This window comes from Candidatus Uhrbacteria bacterium CG10_big_fil_rev_8_21_14_0_10_50_16, from assembly GCA_002774875.1.
Lineage (GTDB): Bacteria > Patescibacteriota > Patescibacteriia > UBA9934 > UBA11717 > UBA11717.
In genome coordinates, this window is sequence record PCYM01000001.1 from 107,545 (window position 1) to 123,790 (window position 16,246).

The 16,246-nt window shown below is 47.4% G+C and carries 17 protein-coding genes; 12 read left to right on the top strand and 5 right to left on the bottom strand.

Translation table 11 applies throughout. From position 1 onward, the window contains the following. Positions 1-34: 34 nt before the first annotated feature. Positions 35-1,417, top strand: coding sequence for a sodium:proton exchanger (locus COV06_00585; GenBank protein ID PIR48097.1), 1,383 nt, complete (start codon positions 35-37; stop codon positions 1,415-1,417). A gap of 651 nt (positions 1,418-2,068) precedes the next feature. Here COV06_00585 and COV06_00590 read toward each other — a convergent pair. Continuing rightward, positions 2,069-3,514, bottom strand: a complete 1,446-nt coding sequence (locus tag COV06_00590; GenBank protein PIR47884.1) for a DEAD/DEAH box helicase — start codon at positions 3,512-3,514, stop codon at positions 2,069-2,071. Positions 3,515-3,679: 165 nt separating this feature from the next. Between COV06_00590 and COV06_00595 the strand changes: the two genes are divergently transcribed. Both COV06_00595 and COV06_00600 read left to right on the top strand, forming a co-directional pair. Continuing rightward, a complete protein-coding gene (locus COV06_00595; GenBank protein ID PIR47885.1) occupies positions 3,680-4,786 on the top strand; it encodes a hypothetical protein in 1,107 nt (368 codons plus the stop codon). Between the two features lie 43 nt (positions 4,787-4,829). Next, on the top strand, positions 4,830-5,777 hold the full coding sequence (locus tag COV06_00600) for a hypothetical protein (GenBank protein PIR47886.1): 948 nt from the start codon (positions 4,830-4,832) through the stop codon (positions 5,775-5,777). 72 nt (positions 5,778-5,849) lie between these two features. On the opposite strand, the gene COV06_00605 is transcribed toward COV06_00600, so the two are convergent. Then, positions 5,850-6,281, bottom strand: a complete 432-nt coding sequence (locus COV06_00605; protein PIR47887.1) for a hypothetical protein — start codon at positions 6,279-6,281, stop codon at positions 5,850-5,852. Between the two features lie 160 nt (positions 6,282-6,441). On the opposite strand from COV06_00605, the gene COV06_00610 reads away from it, so the two are divergent. Beyond that, positions 6,442-6,822, top strand: coding sequence for a hypothetical protein (locus COV06_00610; GenBank protein ID PIR47888.1), 381 nt, complete (start codon positions 6,442-6,444; stop codon positions 6,820-6,822). Here COV06_00610 and COV06_00615 read toward each other — a convergent pair. Beyond that, on the bottom strand, positions 6,806-7,453 hold the full coding sequence (locus COV06_00615; GenBank protein PIR47889.1) for a hypothetical protein: 648 nt from the start codon (positions 7,451-7,453) through the stop codon (positions 6,806-6,808). The two genes, COV06_00610 and COV06_00615, sit on opposite strands and share 17 nt — an antisense overlap. A gap of 53 nt (positions 7,454-7,506) precedes the next feature. On the opposite strand from COV06_00615, the gene COV06_00620 reads away from it, so the two are divergent. Beyond that, the gene (locus COV06_00620) at positions 7,507-7,716 is read left to right on the top strand and encodes a hypothetical protein (GenBank protein ID PIR47890.1); all 210 of its coding nucleotides are present in this window, start codon (positions 7,507-7,509) and stop codon (positions 7,714-7,716) included. 43 nt (positions 7,717-7,759) lie between these two features. Here COV06_00620 and COV06_00625 read toward each other — a convergent pair whose 3' ends face one another. Together COV06_00625 and COV06_00630 are read right to left on the bottom strand one after the other, a co-directional pair. Then, positions 7,760-8,737: a hypothetical protein gene (locus COV06_00625; GenBank protein PIR47891.1), complete on the bottom strand. Its 978-nt coding sequence runs from the start codon at positions 8,735-8,737 to the stop codon at positions 7,760-7,762. Positions 8,738-8,962: 225 nt separating this feature from the next. Then, positions 8,963-9,622 carry a hypothetical protein gene (locus tag COV06_00630; GenBank protein PIR47892.1) on the bottom strand — a complete coding sequence of 220 codons (660 nt, stop codon included), beginning with the start codon at positions 9,620-9,622 and terminating at the stop codon, positions 8,963-8,965. Between the two features lie 185 nt (positions 9,623-9,807). Between COV06_00630 and COV06_00635 the strand changes: the two genes are divergently transcribed. The 7 genes from COV06_00635 to COV06_00665 all read left to right on the top strand — a co-directional run bounded on the left by COV06_00635 (position 9,808) and on the right by COV06_00665 (position 16,242). Beyond that, the gene (locus COV06_00635) at positions 9,808-10,173 is read left to right on the top strand and encodes a hypothetical protein (protein PIR47893.1); all 366 of its coding nucleotides are present in this window, start codon (positions 9,808-9,810) and stop codon (positions 10,171-10,173) included. Further along, the gene (locus COV06_00640) at positions 10,170-10,760 is read left to right on the top strand and encodes a hypothetical protein (protein PIR47894.1); all 591 of its coding nucleotides are present in this window, start codon (positions 10,170-10,172) and stop codon (positions 10,758-10,760) included. The genes COV06_00635 and COV06_00640 overlap by 4 nt, the downstream gene beginning before the upstream one ends. A 4-nt stretch (positions 10,761-10,764) precedes the next feature. Continuing rightward, the gene (locus COV06_00645; GenBank protein ID PIR47895.1) at positions 10,765-11,877 is read left to right on the top strand and encodes a cyclopropane-fatty-acyl-phospholipid synthase; all 1,113 of its coding nucleotides are present in this window, start codon (positions 10,765-10,767) and stop codon (positions 11,875-11,877) included. A 563-nt stretch (positions 11,878-12,440) separates the two neighbouring features. Then, the gene (locus COV06_00650; protein PIR47896.1) at positions 12,441-13,721 is read left to right on the top strand and encodes a 23S rRNA (uracil(1939)-C(5))-methyltransferase RlmD; all 1,281 of its coding nucleotides are present in this window, start codon (positions 12,441-12,443) and stop codon (positions 13,719-13,721) included. 32 nt (positions 13,722-13,753) lie between these two features. Then, positions 13,754-14,500, top strand: coding sequence for a hypothetical protein (locus COV06_00655; GenBank protein ID PIR47897.1), 747 nt, complete (start codon positions 13,754-13,756; stop codon positions 14,498-14,500). Between the two features lies 1 nt (position 14,501). Further along, entirely contained in the window at positions 14,502-14,939 is a 438-nt protein-coding gene (locus COV06_00660; protein PIR47898.1) for a hypothetical protein, read from the top strand. Between the two features lie 244 nt (positions 14,940-15,183). Further along, on the top strand, positions 15,184-16,242 hold the full coding sequence (locus COV06_00665; protein ID PIR47899.1) for a hypothetical protein: 1,059 nt from the start codon (positions 15,184-15,186) through the stop codon (positions 16,240-16,242). Positions 16,243-16,246 lie beyond the last annotated feature (4 nt).

Genomic DNA, 16,246 nt, shown 5'->3' on the forward strand with positions numbered 1-16,246 from the left:
TATGAATTACGTACGAGAGGCTTTACAAACGGGAATGCAAACGGTTAAACGGCATGCAATCTTTTTTTTGGCACTGTTTGGAGGTTTGTTGGCACAAGTCGCGTTTGCAAGTGGATCTGAATCAGAGGCAGGGCATGCGACGTTTGCGGTCACTATTCTGTGGATCGCTGTTTTGTTGATGTTGGCAAGGATTTCTGGCTTGGTAGAAAAAATCGGACAGCCCTCCGTGTTAGGTGAGTTGGTGTTGGGTGTTGTACTTGGCAACCTCGCGCTCCTTGGTTTTGATTGGTTTGAGCCGATGAAGCATGACATCATCATTGAATTCCTTGCAGAGCTTGGAGTGGTGATTTTGCTTTTCCAGATTGGGTTGGAATCCAATATCACGCAAATGAAGAAAGTTGGACTACAGGCGATCCTTGTTGCCGTTGTTGGTGTGGTCGTTCCATTTGTGTTGGGAACCTATGTTGTTGGGCCTTGGCTTTTGCCAGGGCTTGATTCTAACGCGTACTTGTTTTTGGGAGCAGCGCTTACGGCAACCTCCGTGGGTATTACGGCACGCGTATTTCAGGAACTCGGAAAATTGCACATTAAAGAAGCACAGATTGTTTTAGGCGCAGCGGTGTTTGACGACGTCCTTGGTTTGATTATCTTGGCGATTGTTTCTGCGATTGCTACCGTTGGTGCGGTGAGCTTTGGCGTAATCAGTCTTATTGCCGGAAAAGCCATCATCTTCCTTGTGGGAGCAATCGTGATTGGTCAATTTGCGGCTAAGTGGCTTGGCAAATTCTTCTCCAAGATTCACACAGGAATCGGCATGAAGTTTACAATGGCGATCTCCTTTGGCCTCTTCTTTGCCTTCCTCGCATCCGAGATTGGCCTTGCTCCTATTATTGGAGCGTTTGCGGCAGGTCTAGTGTTGGATCCGGTTCATTTCCGTTACTTTAAAGATCCGCATATTGTAAAGGATGTGAAGAAGATTATGGATGCAAAGGTAGACGCCGCGACGCGTACATCTGTTTTGGAAGCGATGGATAAACATGCAGACCGACACATAGAAGAAATCGTCGAACCTCTTGGATTGTTCTTGGTGCCGATCTTCTTTGTGGTAACGGGAATGACGGTAGACCTCACAACGCTTTCCGATGTTCGTGTCGTCCTTGTATCCCTTGCGATTACGTTGGTGGCGATTGGAGGAAAGTATGTTGCGGGTTTTGCAGCAGGGAAAGGAGTTAATCGATCGCTTGTGGGATTTGGAATGGTTCCACGTGGCGAGGTTGGATTGATCTTTGCGAGTATCGGTATAGGCTTAGGAGTCATTAGCAATGAGGTCTTCTCTGTGATTGTGATTATGGTGATTCTGACGACACTTGTGAGTCCGCCGATCCTTTCCTTTATGCTCAAACGCGCAGAAAAGTAACGGGTTGATTAATACAGGCTTTTTGGTTGGGTCTGAGAATACGTTGATTCTTATAAAGGAGTAGCCTAGAGGCTGCTCCTTTTCCGTTCCCAAATTCTTCGTTTAATACAAATAATGAATCGCCCACCGGAGACGAGCGACCTTTGCGGCGCTCGATGGCGAGCAATAGAGTTTGAGACATGTGAGGCCGGATGCTACCCCTGGGACTTGACCTCGTCAAAGAATACCCTTTTTGTCTGCGTGAGTCTTCTAGACCAGCGTTCTAAATCTGATAGGAACAACTCATCTCCAGGAAAGCACCTGAGGGGCACGATTAATCTCTCCCAAAGCCTACTCGGGAATCGCAGGATGAATGGGCAAGGAGATAGCGGTCTTCACATCCAGATTAGGTCATTAATTTGGCATACTTCATGAAGAATCTGTGCACACTCGCACCCGACGACCATGTTGTTATTTACGATACTGAAACTCACGACAATCCTACGAGAGGGCGATGATTTGCCCTAAAATAGGTGAGGACATTACTGCCCTTAAAAGAGGGATTCTCTTACGTTAAATTGGTCAATGAGAGCCCTACTGTCAATGGGAGATAAGAGGGGTAGGAGGTTAAACAAAACCCCCACCAATCGGTAGGGGTTTTTTAATACATGATTATGGTCGTTGCTTTGGTCGACGATCGGCGCTACGAGGTGCTGGGCGTCCCTGGGATCGAGAAGCTCCATAGCTTCCGGAACCAGATCCACCGGAGCGACCTTGTGGCCGTGAAGCTCCATAGCTTCCAGATCCACCGGAACGTTCCTGTGATCGTCCACCCTGGGATCCAGACTGGCTTCGCTTTGGATAGTTGCCTGTGTATCCACCGGAGCGTCCTTGTGATGGTCTTGATCCTCCACGACCCTGTGGGCCACGACGGTAAGATCCACCGCTAGAGGAACGTTGCCCGCTTGCAAGAGGCTTAATAGGGTCCATCGCCTCACCCGACGGGGACTTGATTGGTAACGTAACGTCAATTAACTGCTGAATTTGGTAAATTTCGCGTTTTTGGTCGGGACACGCAAAGGTAATTGCTTTTCCTGATTTTCCAGCACGACCCGTGCGTCCAATACGATGGACGTAATCCTCTAGTTGATCTGGAAGATCAAAGTTCAAGACAAGTTCGATATCTTTGACATCGATTCCGCGCGAGGCAATGTCGGTTGCCACGAGGATACGATATTTTCCGTTGGTAAATCCTCGTAGGGCACTTTGTCGCTGGCTCTGTGTTCGGTTTGAGTGGATCTCGTCTGCTGTATGTCCGAGGAGTCGAATTGCACGAGCGATCTTTTTTGCCCCGTGTTTTGTACGGCTAAAGATAAGCACGGTTCCTTTGTACTCTTTAAGCAGTCGTTCCATGAGGGCCATTTTGTCATCCTTATGGACGATAAAGACTTCTTGATCAATGTTTTCTGCCGTTGTGCCGGGACGTGTGACCTCGATACGCAAAGGAGACTTCATGTACTTTTGTGCCATGTCTGCAATTGCTTTTGGCATGGTTGCAGAAAAGAGCATCGTCTGACGCTGATCAGGTACACCTTGGAGAATAAGCTCTAATTGTGGGGCGAATCCCATATCCATCATACGGTCAGCCTCGTCCAAAACAAGAATACCAATGTTATGCAAATTGATGTTACCTTGCTCAATATGGTCAATGAGTCGTCCCGGTGTTGCAACGATTACATGTGGTTTTGCACGCAATTGACGAATCTGAGGGCGTGGGTTAGCACCACCAATCACAATGGCGGTACGAAGACCAGAGGCGCCGGCAAGCTTACGGATGGTCTCTTCTACCTGAATCGCGAGTTCTCGCGTTGGCAACAAAATAAGTCCCATCGTTTTAGACGCGGCGACGTGCTGCAATACAGGGATAGAAAAAGCAAGTGTCTTACCGGATCCAGTCTGGGCAATACCCACAACGTCTTCACCGGCTGTGGCGACAGGAATCGCTTTATATTGAATAGGAGTTGGATGCTCAAATTTGAGCGCTTGCAGCCGCTTGAGAAGGCCGGGTGTAATCCCGAGTCCATTAAAGTCGTGTTGTTCTAGTTCTTCTCTTGGCATGAAGGTGCAAGCATAGTCTGTTTTAACGAATCTGTCAAGCGATCATACGAGCATTTCCTCATTCTATCGCTTTTACTGAAGGAATGCGACAAAATGGAGAAATAAAACGGGGATAAATCGTACAGTTATCATAGCCAGAATCTGGTATTATAGGAAAAACGGAGGATGAAAGAGCACATTAAGCGCCTCACGCGCTACTATCAATTACGATCGTTTTACGAGAAGTACGAACGCTGGCTCTTACCGGCGGCTCTTTTAGTTGGAGTCGCGGTAGACTTTGTAACGTTTCGTACTATTCAAATCGGAACGGCCTTTCTTCTGCTTGGTTTACATGCGATTTTGGCGGGGGCAAGTATTGCCTATGTCAACGTGTATGGGGTAGGAAAAGTGCCAAAGAACCGGTTTACACGGTATCTGCGGCTGTTGGCTCCTCTGGGGATGCAGTTTAGTTTAGGTGCGTTGCTGAGTGCTTCGTTTATCTTTTATTGGTTTAGTGGATCGTTGTCTGCGTCTTGGCCACTCATGATCCTCGTGGTGTTTTTAATGATCTCTAATGAGACGTTGCGGGACTATTATCGTGAGCCAGTTGTGCAGGTGGGTGTCTACTATTTTGTTGTCTTGTCTTACTGTATTTTGGTGCTGCCGTTTTGGCTCAACTCTATTTCTGTGTGGGTGTTTGTCTTTAGCGGGTGTGTAAGTTTGATTGCAATGGCGTTTTATTTGCATAGTATGAATCGACATCTCAAACGGTTTCGCGTGCGAAAGAAAAAAATGCGTACGACGATTCTGATTATTTTTGCGTGCATGAATGGGTTTTATTTCCTCAACATTATTCCTCCGATCCCGCTTTCCCTTACCGAGGCGGGCGTATACCACTACATCGAATCGCAGACAGACGGATATCTGATGCAAGAAGAAGCAACGTCTTGGGTTGATCGTTTTGTACCCGGACAGGTGATTCATATACGACAAGGTGATCAGGTGTTTGTGTATTCCTCCATTTTTGCTCCCGGGAAAATCAATACTCGGATCGTGCACAACTGGCAACGCTACAACGAGGAGTCGGGCAAATGGGAGTCGCGTGACAAGCTTTCTTTTGGCATTGCGGGCGGGAGGCAGAATGGGTACCGGGGCTTCTCTCACAAGGCGCGTATGGATGCGGGTAAGTGGAGAGTGGATGTGCAAACTACGCGTGGGCAGACGCTCGGACGGATTACCTTTATGGTGGAGTGGGTAGAAGACCTCCCGCCGTTGCAGACTGTGATAAAATAGATGCACGAATACATTACTAACGGATATAAGTATTTAAAATTGTATGAGACGAATTTTGACATCATTCACCGCCCTTGTGTTTTTGATGACGGCCGTTGCTCCTGCCTTGGCGGGGCCAGACGTTACAGGCCCTGAGATTAGCGCAGTATCGCCGCTTTCCGCACAGTACACGGTTCCGCAAGTCTATTCTGTTTCTGCAGCCGATTCTGCCGGCGTGGAATCCTGTACGCTCCTCGTCTCAAGTACCTATGAGACACCTATGGCGTATGATTCTGTTACGGGGATGTGGTCGGTTACCTACACCTTTACAACGTTTCGATCGGCAAACAGTATTCGTGCCGTGTGCGTGGATACGTACGGCAACTCAACCAATGGGCCAAGCAAAATTATTTCCGTGTCCGACGCGCCCATTGTTGTACCGCCAGGTGACGGAACACCTGTGGGAGGCGATCCGATAACGATTGACGCTACGGAATGGCCGGCGGCGGATGTGATTGCAGAATCACCCGTACTGATAAAAACAGTCTGCCCGGGGAATGAGGATTTTACGCACCCTTGCCGCACTGTGTACTTTTTGGATCATGCGGGTAAACGTCATGCGTTTACCAACGAGAAAGCGTTCTTTACGTGGTATACCAATTACGATCAGTTGCATTTGGTGAATACCGCGGTCATGGCATCGTATCCGCTCGGGCCAAATGTGCGCTATCGTCCCGGTGTAAAGATGATTAAGTTCCCGTCCGTGTCAACAGTGTATGCGGTTGGGCGGTATGGATCGCTCTTTCCGATCGGTTCGGAGTCGGTCGCAGAGGAGCTCTATGGAACCAATTGGAATCAACAGATTGATGACGTATCGGAAGTTTTTGCAACCAATTATACAATTGATAGTTGGAATATGATCTCCTCTGCCAGTCAATTTGATCGATCAATTATGCTCAGTTCAGTGAACTCTATCAATGATAATTTAGGAGAGCCTATTTTCCTTGAGTAAAGGCAGCTCTCTTTCTACGCCCAATCTTAGAGATGTAGCAAAACGAAACACCCCCATGCGGGGGTGTTTCGTTTACTGTTTCAGAACGCTGAACTTTGTTTTTCCATCCTCAATGCCGATGGTAATGGATCGCGTAACAATACTGTTAGGACCCGTGCCGCCCGGGTTTGCTTTTATATAGCTGCCAATAATCACGTCTTTATCGGGATTGGCGATCACGGAGTTTTTGGCACTCACGGTGTCCTGAAATCCTTGTGCCATAAGTTGCGTATGAAACGAATCGCGTACCTCCTGCCAGGTTTGATCTGTGTAGCCAATCACCGTGTAATGACCCGCAACATCTGTGACGTTTGTTATGTTGCTGTCCACAGGGAGTTCCATACCAAGCGTGGCGTTGAGCTCTGCAACACTGTAGTTAACCGTATTGGTGGGAGTTGACCCGCTTGTACACCCAGCTCCCAAAAGCGCGAATGCAAAGAGGAGAGAGAAAAACCGTTTTGTCATAAAGAAAAAATTATTCTAATACCTAGATCATACGACATTGACCAACAAACACAACCCACTATGTATGGGCATGGCATGTGGATAGAATCGCAAACCTTTGAGACGCCATTGTGCAATGGGCGTATACTTTCTCTACGTTCATTCATCTAATGCGAGAAGTATGTCTACGTCAATTTGGTTGGGTCAAATCATTGCAATCTATTGTTTGATTGCGGGTCTCGGAATAATGTTCAATGCAGGTTATGTTGAGTCGTTTATTAAGGAAATAAGGCAGAGCCATATGGTGATGTATATTTCCGGGTTGCTTTCTCTCCTAATTGGCCTTGCGATTTTGTATTCCCATAACGGCTGGGAAGGATGGGCAGTGCTTATTACGCTTTTTGGTTGGATGGCCGTGGTAAAGGGTGTCTTTATTATTTTACTTCCTCATGCAGCAATTCGTGTGGTGCGTCTGTGGAAAAGCAGGATGATGCTTTTTGGCAGTGGCGTTGTGATTTTTGTTCTAGGAGCGATCTTCGGCGTGTTTAGTTTTCTTCTGTAGGTTTGCTTACCGAGTTTTTCGCGGACTGGGTTGCGCTCTGTGTTGGCGCAAGTTGGTCCGCGTTTTTGTTGGTAGATTCATTGGGTTTGTGACAAAACGGCCGAATAGCGGCGACGCTTTTTTTGACCGACTTGTTGCCATAGAGTCGACTAATAACGAGCCGACCAAATGCAAATTGAATGCCTGCAGACGTGGCGAGCCCGGTTGGTAGGTCTTTAGTTGTATCAAACTCAAGAACGACTCCTCCAAGACTTAGTAATTGTTCTGGTCGAAATGAGGACATGCTTGGCGTTGCGATACTTGCATGTACGTCTTGCAATGCATTGGTCGGCATGTGTGTCGGTGTGTACCCCCAGCCAGTTCCAAACGTCACCGTCTCTGCATCAACACGTAGCATAAGAGGTGGGTGGAGGAGATAGGGGATTTGACGTGCGATGACGAGAAGCGGAATTACTCCAAAGAATAGAATAACGACAACAGAAAGCAAAGACGGATGATCCGTAAGATCCTCGGGAGAAAAAATACGATGAAGAAAAAGGATCTCTGTGCCGAACCACAGTAGAATTGCCGCGCTCAATAAAAAGAAACTTGCAGCACGCCGTGACAAGTGAATTTCAAATGATTCTGCCATGTGGATATGTTTATAGGAATGTCTGATAGAATTTTAACACACAACCATACTGTATGACTCCCTATATTGCTGGCCTTACTCTCTCGATGATTGGAGATTTACTCATTGCGTTAATCGTTCTTAAGGTGCATCGTGATGTGCTCGCCGAAGGGAAAATCGGCAAGCGTACCAAACGTGATCTGCGTCGAGAGATGACGCTGGGTGTTACGGGCATTATCTTCTTTATTGTGGGGTATCTGTTGCAACTACTTGGATCTCGATAAAAATAAAACCGCATGACGCGGTTTTTTTTGGTTAGAGGGACGCTTATTTTGCGTAGTGTTGTTCTATAAATTGGCTTACAATTCCGCCTACGAGTAGGAGAGCAAGATAATACGTGAGCAGCTCCCAGAGATCCACGATAACAGCGGGGGCGATGGTTAGTAAGAGCACGGCGTACCAGGACACGATCCATGCAGAACCGACTGTAAACGCCCAGCGACGCAGGGAGCGAAACGTGCTTAACTTTTGCTTTTGATTATTACGGAATGATATGTCAAAAAGTCTTGGAGCAATATGAAAATTTAAGAACCATCCGCTAATGAGTAATACGATGAAGGTAGCACCTTTTGTAATAAAGATGGGATCCTGATTGTAGGTAGAGGTGAACGCCAAAAATATGGCAGCGTTACTTACAAGAAGAATAACAAATCCCATCCAAATAAGTTCAAAAATATTCTTTAATGATTCTGCCTCGTCGTTTGATATACGGAAGTCACGTAGAAACTGGAAAAATAATGCAAAGGAAATTGTGGCACCGCCAATACAGACACCGAGGCTCACGTAGCTGAGGATGGAAAAAATCGGAAAGAGTAGTTGGAGATACGGGATGGCAACGCTGGTGCCGGTGAAAAGTGCGAGAAAAAATGATGTTGTTGTAATGGCTGCTGAGATAAGACACCAGGTGCAGAATTTACGAAGCGTAATCACTTGGATGAACGTAAGATAGAGCGAAAAAAGGAATCCGATCGTTGTAAGAATGAGAAGTGTGGACGTAACACGGTTTACACCCGGCGGAATTGTGAGAGCGACACCGTAACCTGCCACGAGAATGCCGTAGTAGAGCATTCCAAGAAATTCAACGGGGATGCCGAGAAATTTGGAAAATGAACTTCCAGTGACGGCATGACAGTTACCTTTGAGTGGGCAAACGAGGGGGCGTGCCTTTGTTTTTGTGTAACGAATGTAAAACGAGATGCTAAATCCGCATGCGGCAAGGAGAAGGATTGTTAGATAAATTCCCATACGATTGGTTGAAGAATAGTCCTAGTATAACATGGTAAACGATAAGCCCCTGCACCAGGTCGGTGCAGGGGCTCGTTCGTTTTTGGGATGGTGATCTGGCCCATCGCGTCGGCCTCCAGGAGGTCGTCGACGCACTGCATCAGCTGTCAAGAATAAAACCAATCAAATACGGCTTCAATAGACACTAAAAAACAAAAAAAACCAGCAAATGCTGGTTTTTTTGGTCTACTTTACAAACGTATAGGAGATAGGTACGCCCACGGTGGAAGGATTAAAACTCAGGGTAAGCACCGTCCAATCCTCATTCACGGTGTAGGTATAGGCCATGTGTAATCCATTTGAATCAGAGCTCACCGGACCTGTTCCAAGCGGAGGTGTGGTGCCACTTGATTCCACCTCTATCCCTGTTGCTTGGCAGCGCAACGTGGTGTCAGATCCTGCGGGATAGACCTTGAGGGTGGCGACATTCGATGGAGGTGTCGGATTATTTGGATCCCAGGTAGCAAGATCTAGATCAACCTCTGATTTAAACGTTCCACCACCGTATCCAATACTTTCACATGTATTTGAGCTAGGAAATCCTGGGACGTTATTTTCTTTTAGTTCGGTTGTCCAATCCTCACTATAGGCACCGTAGCTTGTATTACCGAGCGAATTAATGGCAAAGGTTGTCTCTCGACCACTGAATGGATGCGTTTGTCCTGCAATAAGGACGGAGTCTAGGGTCCATGTTCCAATAAGTGCTTGGTCCACACCGTCAAAGTTTACGCAACTGTTCCAGGGGGTTGTTGCAAAACACTGTGCAAATGGATTGCCCGTCCAACAACCGGCGCCGACGAGCACAAGGGAGAGCGCAAGGGCTCCAAAAGCTTTTGAGAATATCATAGATAAGGATAAAGAATAGATTGAGTATAGCCGATACGGGTGCATGTTACAATGAAGTTAACTCTGTTCTGTGAGGCAGGTTTTGACATTGTCGGTTGTTAGGTAGAGGATAGAGAACAATTAACCAGTCACGTTCTCATAAAAACCATAAAAATATGAAACGCACAACGCGAGGTGGAATAGTGATGGCGGCACCGTTTATTCTTCTATTTCTTACACTCACAGGATACGCAATTACAAACTTTATGATTGCCGAGTTAGTGGGAGACAATGATCTCACGGCAGATTCGCCGGCGACACAATCGGAGGTTCAACCTGTGCAGTCACGGCTCGTAAAGAATGAGGAAACGGGAATGTTTAATCTCGTCGCAGAGGAACCGGGGACGGATTTACCAGATTCGTCTGGCGAGCATTCAACACAGGCGGCTTTAGGGAACCTTATAAACGTGATTCTCGGATTTGTTGGAGTGATTGCAGTCCTTGGCATGTATATTTGTGTTCCACTCGGTGTTTACCTGCTCGCCACAAAAGACAAACCCAAAAATATATGATGGAAGTAGAAAAGAAATTTCATTTAACTCCGGAGGAGGAGGCTCGTTTGATTGAGGGAGCGGTGCACATGTATACAAAAACAATATGCGATGTGTATTTCGACCGCGGTGTTGAGTTGTGCACTACGGATCGCTGGCTACGCTTACGTGATGGAAGATTTGAACTCAAACTCCCCATGCACGCGATTTCCGAGGGAAAGCCGAGTGTGGACAGATATCAGGAGATCGATAATGACGCAGAGATTTTAGAAGTGCTTGGGTTAGATTTGTTTGAGCTGACAGACGAACAGTTGATAAAGGCAGGATTTGAGAGGATTTCTGAATACAAGACAATTCGCACGAGCTACGAGAAAGAAGGATTTACCATTGTTTTTGATAAAATGGATTTTGAATTTCAGATCTGCGAAGTCGAGCGGGTTGTGGAAGAAGGAACAGATTTAAACATGGTTGCAGATCAGATATTAGACTTTGCAAAGAGACACGGTCTTGCAGAAAATCGTGTTCTTGGTAAATTACTTGTCTATTTACAGCAGCGAGATCCGGATCGATTTAAAGCGATGCAAGAGGCTGGCGTGATACCTGAATAATCGTATGACCACACAGGAACGTATTCAATCATTGTTGGAGGGAACAGATATTGTGCTCAACGGAGAGCATCTTTGGGACCCGCAAATTAAACAGGAGGGATTTTATAGGCGCGTGCTCACAAGAGCCAATCTGGGACTTGGAGAGGCGTACATGGATGGTTGGTGGGAGTGCGCGCAGATTGATGAATTTATTGCGCGGTTGATGAGGATTGATATCAGGACACGGCTCAAACGCGATTGGCCAACGGTGGCGATTGCCGTGGCGTCCGTGTTGATGAATCGTCAAACATCTAAACGAGCGTTTACCGTGGGAGAGGTGCATTATGACGCGGGAAATGATTTGTATCAGGACATGTTGGACAAGCGTATGGTGTACACCTGTGGCTATTGGAAGAACGCTCACAATCTAGACGAGGCGCAGGAGGCGAAGTTGGATTTGGTTTGTAAGAAGATTGGACTCAAAGCAGGAGACAAGGTGCTGGATATTGGATGCGGATGGGGAAGTTTTGCTAAGTATGCCGCGGAAACGTATGGCGCACATGTGGTGGGCGTCACGGTTTCCAAAGAGCAGAAAGCGTTGGCAGACAAGCGCTGCGCAGGGTTGCCGGTGGAGATTCGTTTACAGGATTACAGGGAGATCAATGAACCGTTTGACCATATTGTGTCGTTGGGCATGATTGAGCATGTGGGATACAAAAATTATCGAGCCTACATGGAGGTGGCGGCAAAGAATTTAAGGGAGGGTGGAATGTTTTTGCTGCACACCATCGGGTCGCTCAAGTCGGCCATCTCTACCGACCCGTGGATCGAAAAATATATTTTTCCCAACTCCATGTTGCCAAGTTTGGCACAGTTAGCAAAGGCGGTGGAGGGATTATTTGTGGTGGAGGACGTGCAGAACTTTGGAGCGGATTATGACAAAACGCTTATGGCGTGGTTTGAAAATTTCGACGCGGCCTGGCCACACATAAAGGATCAATATGACGAGCGTTTTTACCGTATGTGGAAGTACTATTTGCTCTCTTGCGCAGGGTCGTTTAGGTCACGCGATAATCAGCTTTGGCAGTTGGTGTTGAGCAAAGGGGGAGTGGAGGGTGTGTATGAGGCGGTGAGGTAGGGGGATGGGGGAAGGCTGGTGCTTGAATTTTGGCTAAAAATAGGGAAATAATTGGCATAGACAGAGCGAGGGGTTGACAAACTCCTCGTTTTGTGTTATAAAGGGTCCATCGCAAATGAGTGAGCCGCTCTGGCTCCCCGCGATCGACGATGGAAGAGGCACCCCGTTCGCGGGGCGTCTCACGGGGTGTTGGCGCAAGCCAGCACAGCCCAGCTAGTATTTGGAAAAATTGGAGCAATCCTAACCATTTACTAGTGATACAAAGGAAAGAAAGGAACGCGTCCGTGCTATTGGCGCGTGGGTACCTTTCCTCTGTATGGGCGATTCATATGCGACCAATCCCTCCCATCCGATTGGGTGAGGTCGCAACACGGGGGTGTGCCGGAGGCACGCCGGCGCACCCCCTTCTTTCCTCTCACGAGGCAAGCACGTCTTATGGGGCCTGGCCATGGATTTATCCATCTGCTGGGCCTTGTTTTCGTTTTGTTGTTGTCTATGAATAAGTGGCTCATTTTTTTACACAATCATTGCTATTAGAGGAAGATTTTGCTATCGTGCGGCGCATGGAACCAATCAAAATAGATAAAATGGTGTTTGGCGGGCAGGGAATGGGACGCTTGGAGGACGGCCACATTGCCTTTGTTTGGAACGCCTTGCCGGGCGAGGAGGTGGAGATGGAAGTGCTAAAAAAGAAACGTGGATTTAGAGAGGGAATCGCCCGATCCATCCTGACCGCATCACCTGATCGTATAGACCCAGTAGAACCGGGGTCGTATTTGTCCACCTCTCCGTGGCAAATGATGACGTTTGAAGCAGAACAGCGTTACAAAGTAGAGATGGCAAAGGAGGCATTGCAAAAACTGGGTCATATTGAGACGGCCACATTGCCGATTGTGGGAGACGAGCAGGCAATGTATGGCTATCGCAATAAAATGGAATTCTCGTTCTTTACCGAAACACGCGACACACCCATGCAGTTGTGTTTTTATGCACGCGGATCTCATCAAAAAGTGGCGGTGGAGGGAAGCGCGCTTGCTGAGCCGATTATTAACGAGGTTGCACACAAGGTTCTTGATTGGCTTATTGCACAAGAGGTTAATCGCCTCGATTTAAAAACGCTTATTGTGCGCAGTGACGGACAAGGCCAGGCCATTGCGGCGTTGTTTGTAAAAGAGGCGTTAGATGTAGATGTCTACCCTGAGCTCAGTGATACCTTTAAGGGATTTCAAATCTACTTCTCTAATCCCAAGAGTCCCGCATCGGTACCAACGGACTTGCTATTTTCTTGTGGAGATGATTCGCTCGTTGTCGATTTGAACGGTGTGCAATTGCAATGCGGACTGTTAAGTTTCTTCCAGGTGAATCAGCCGATTTTTGCTAAGACACTTACAGCTATTCAAGAGTATTTGGGACCCAATCAAGAAATCGTGGATGTGTATTCTGGTGTTGGATCGATTGGATTGTGCCTTGCGTCGTCGGCAAAATCGGTCACGCTTGTTGAGAATAATGCCGAGGCGTGTGAGTATACGCGGCAAAATGTGTCACGAAATAAAATTAAGAACGCAACCGTTGTGGAAGCTGCCGCCGAGCATGTGGTGGAAGAGATCGTGGGAGACCGTGTGATTATTTTAGATCCGCCACGCGCGGGTGTGCACGGAGACGTGATTGATCGACTGTTGGAGGTGCTTCCACCTAAAATTGTGTACTTGTCTTGTAATATCTCCACGCAAGCGCGAGACATTCAGCTCCTTTTGGGGTCGTATCGCGTGGTGAGTGGATCTTTGTATAACTATTTCCCTCGTACACCGCATGTGGAGTCACTGATGTTTTTAGAGCGGATCTAACCATGCTACAATAACAGCACGTAACCGAATCTATGAAAAAATCAACGTTAAAAAGTTTCTATTTGTGGGGAGGATCATTTGCTGTGTTGGCGTTACTAGTTTGGGGACTTGTGACCGTGAGCGGAGGGTACAATAGCGGAACGTTTACGGCCGTTCCATTAGATTTGTCTTCTGCCGCGGCATTTGAGCACACCAAAGGCCCTGAGGATGCGGCGATAACAATCGTGGAGTATTCTGATTTCCAATGTCCGTATTGTAAACAAGCTGTACCAGTGGTGGAGCAAATTTTGGCAGAATATCCGGATTCGGTTCGACTTATCTATCGTCATTACCCATTGCGACAGGTGCATCAACAAACACAACTCGCAGCAGAGTCGGCAGAAGCGGCGGGACGACAAGATAAATTTTGGGAGATGCATGATGTCCTCTTTGCAAATCAAGAACAGTGGTCTGGAAACTTGGGTGCCCGCGGGATTTTTGAGTCGTATGCAGAAGCGCTTGGGCTAGACGTAGATCTCTTTAAAACAGACCTGCAGGATCGTGCGTTGGCTGAGAAAATTCAAAACGATTACGCAAGTGGTAACGATGCAGGTGTACAGGGAACCCCAACGTTCTTTATTAACGGTGTTCAATTAAAGGCTTCGAGCTATTCAGGATTTGTGGCAGCGATTAATGCGGAACTCGCTCGGCTCGAGGAGGTTGCTGCAGCGACTGTGGATGCGGGTGCAAGCGCTGAAGATCCAGATACCGTAGGCACGGAACCAGTGACCGCGGAATAACATGTCATCAAAATTCACAACGTGGATTTCCCGAGGCCTCCTTGTGGTGGGGGCTCTTGGGTTCATGGACGCCACGTACCTCACGTTGAAGCATTACGCGGGGGAGGTGGTTGGCTGCACCATTACGCAGGGCTGTGAGATTGTGACAACGAGTGTATATTCGCAGTTTTATGGAATCCCAGTGGCGTTGTTCGGCGCACTCTACTACTTGACAATCGTTGTATTGATGATTGCGTATTTTGATCGAAAGAACGAGGTATTGCTGCGCATTGGCGCTTGGCTGACGTTTACAGGACTCGTCGCATCCTTGTATTTTGTGGGTGTTCAGGCCTTTATTTTGCATGCGTGGTGCCAGTACTGTATCGGATCGGCGATCTCGTCGTCCGTATTGTTCTTGCTTGGCATAACGTATCTTCTAAAACAAAAATCAACTTCTTAATTATGTTGTGGTATTGGATCCTGGGCGCATTGCTGGTCGTTATCCTTATGCTTGCCGTTGGTGCAGTGATGGCCAAAAAAACGGAATCTGTTTTGGTTGGGGAAGTGTGGGCTGTTTTTTCTCTCATTGTGTTTGTGGGCGTGTATTTTTTGATTGGCGCCTTGTTGCGCTAGCTGTCCACAGGGGGATTACAGATACATGGTCGAATTCGCTATACTAGATGCATAAATCTTGTATTTTTTTTATGGCTTATAACATTCCAAGTGGGCCGATCGGGCAAATGAATTCCGGTGGCGGACCGATGCGTACAAAGAAACAACCAAACATTTTGCAGGCGATTGCAGGTGCATTTATTGGCGTATTGCTCGTGTTGGGATCACCTGTTGCCATGTGGATGGCGGGGTCACAACATCGCGCCAAGGATTTTCAAGTGGCACAGCAGGTTGATTTGGATACGGTCGCGTCGGGTTATGTGACGTTCCGTGGTGCTCCGGAGTTGGTCACGAAAACAGCAAAAACTTGTTTTGACAGTGACTGTATCTATGAGCATGAAAGCGTCGAACGACTCGAGACGAAGCAGAGTTTAGAGTGTTCCAAGGACATTAAACAAGATGAGATGACACGCATCCTCTACCAGGACGGATCGGAATATAACGACGAAACCGGAGAGACCGTTCCGTGTTACCAGGTGGAACGTGATAGTTGGGTCGTAAAGACGGAGCATGTGATTGCTAACGATGTAATGGTTGGTTCCTTTACTATTACGCCAAACGAACGTGCAGAATACTTGGAGACCGTAGAGACGATCGATGAAACAGAGTTTGATCTTAACGACAAAGCGATAGCTCGAAGCGTATACACCACATTCCGTACGCCGGATATGCTTCTTGTTGCGGGTGAGTCGAGTGATGGTCGCGTTGTCATGCCAGAGAAGCGGACGTATGTGTTCTCGCAATATGATCATCCATTAACTCTGCAGAAACTCCGAGATATTGATAAAGAAAGTCGCATGATCTTGTGGCTCGTTACGTTTGCCATGATCTTTATTGGATATAGTATGATTTTTGGGCCGATTCAGTCATTGGCGCGTATAGCGCTCCATATTCCAGGGTTGGCACCAGTGGGACGAGCGATTGCACAAGGATCGCGTGCAATGATCGGTGTCCTGTCGTTTATCCTTGCGGTGGTGACGTGGGCGATTGTGTGGTTCTTTGTGACGATCATTCAGGTTTGGTGGCTGGGATTGATCGTAGTGGTATTACTGGGACTTCTTGGATGGTGGCTCTCAAAGCGTAAGAAGTAAGAAA

What these genes read in the sequence shown, in the direction of transcription:
- COV06_00585 (PIR48097.1), top strand. Translation starts at nt 35, where the DNA reads ATGCAAACGGTTAAACGGCATGCAATCTTTTTTTTGGCACTGTTTGGA.
- COV06_00590 (PIR47884.1), bottom strand. Translation starts at nt 3,514, where the DNA reads ATGCCAAGAGAAGAACTAGAACAACACGACTTTAATGGACTCGGGATT.
- COV06_00595 (PIR47885.1), top strand. Translation starts at nt 3,680, where the DNA reads ATGAAAGAGCACATTAAGCGCCTCACGCGCTACTATCAATTACGATCG.
- COV06_00600 (PIR47886.1), top strand. Translation starts at nt 4,830, where the DNA reads ATGAGACGAATTTTGACATCATTCACCGCCCTTGTGTTTTTGATGACG.
- COV06_00605 (PIR47887.1), bottom strand. Translation starts at nt 6,281, where the DNA reads ATGACAAAACGGTTTTTCTCTCTCCTCTTTGCATTCGCGCTTTTGGGA.
- COV06_00610 (PIR47888.1), top strand. Translation starts at nt 6,442, where the DNA reads ATGTCTACGTCAATTTGGTTGGGTCAAATCATTGCAATCTATTGTTTG.
- COV06_00615 (PIR47889.1), bottom strand. Translation starts at nt 7,453, where the DNA reads ATGGCAGAATCATTTGAAATTCACTTGTCACGGCGTGCTGCAAGTTTC.
- COV06_00620 (PIR47890.1), top strand. Translation starts at nt 7,507, where the DNA reads ATGACTCCCTATATTGCTGGCCTTACTCTCTCGATGATTGGAGATTTA.
- COV06_00625 (PIR47891.1), bottom strand. Translation starts at nt 8,737, where the DNA reads ATGGGAATTTATCTAACAATCCTTCTCCTTGCCGCATGCGGATTTAGC.
- COV06_00630 (PIR47892.1), bottom strand. Translation starts at nt 9,622, where the DNA reads ATGATATTCTCAAAAGCTTTTGGAGCCCTTGCGCTCTCCCTTGTGCTC.
- COV06_00635 (PIR47893.1), top strand. Translation starts at nt 9,808, where the DNA reads ATGGCGGCACCGTTTATTCTTCTATTTCTTACACTCACAGGATACGCA.
- COV06_00640 (PIR47894.1), top strand. Translation starts at nt 10,170, where the DNA reads ATGATGGAAGTAGAAAAGAAATTTCATTTAACTCCGGAGGAGGAGGCT.
- COV06_00645 (PIR47895.1), top strand. Translation starts at nt 10,765, where the DNA reads ATGACCACACAGGAACGTATTCAATCATTGTTGGAGGGAACAGATATT.
- COV06_00650 (PIR47896.1), top strand. Translation starts at nt 12,441, where the DNA reads ATGGAACCAATCAAAATAGATAAAATGGTGTTTGGCGGGCAGGGAATG.
- COV06_00655 (PIR47897.1), top strand. Translation starts at nt 13,754, where the DNA reads ATGAAAAAATCAACGTTAAAAAGTTTCTATTTGTGGGGAGGATCATTT.
- COV06_00660 (PIR47898.1), top strand. Translation starts at nt 14,502, where the DNA reads ATGTCATCAAAATTCACAACGTGGATTTCCCGAGGCCTCCTTGTGGTG.
- COV06_00665 (PIR47899.1), top strand. Translation starts at nt 15,184, where the DNA reads ATGGCTTATAACATTCCAAGTGGGCCGATCGGGCAAATGAATTCCGGT.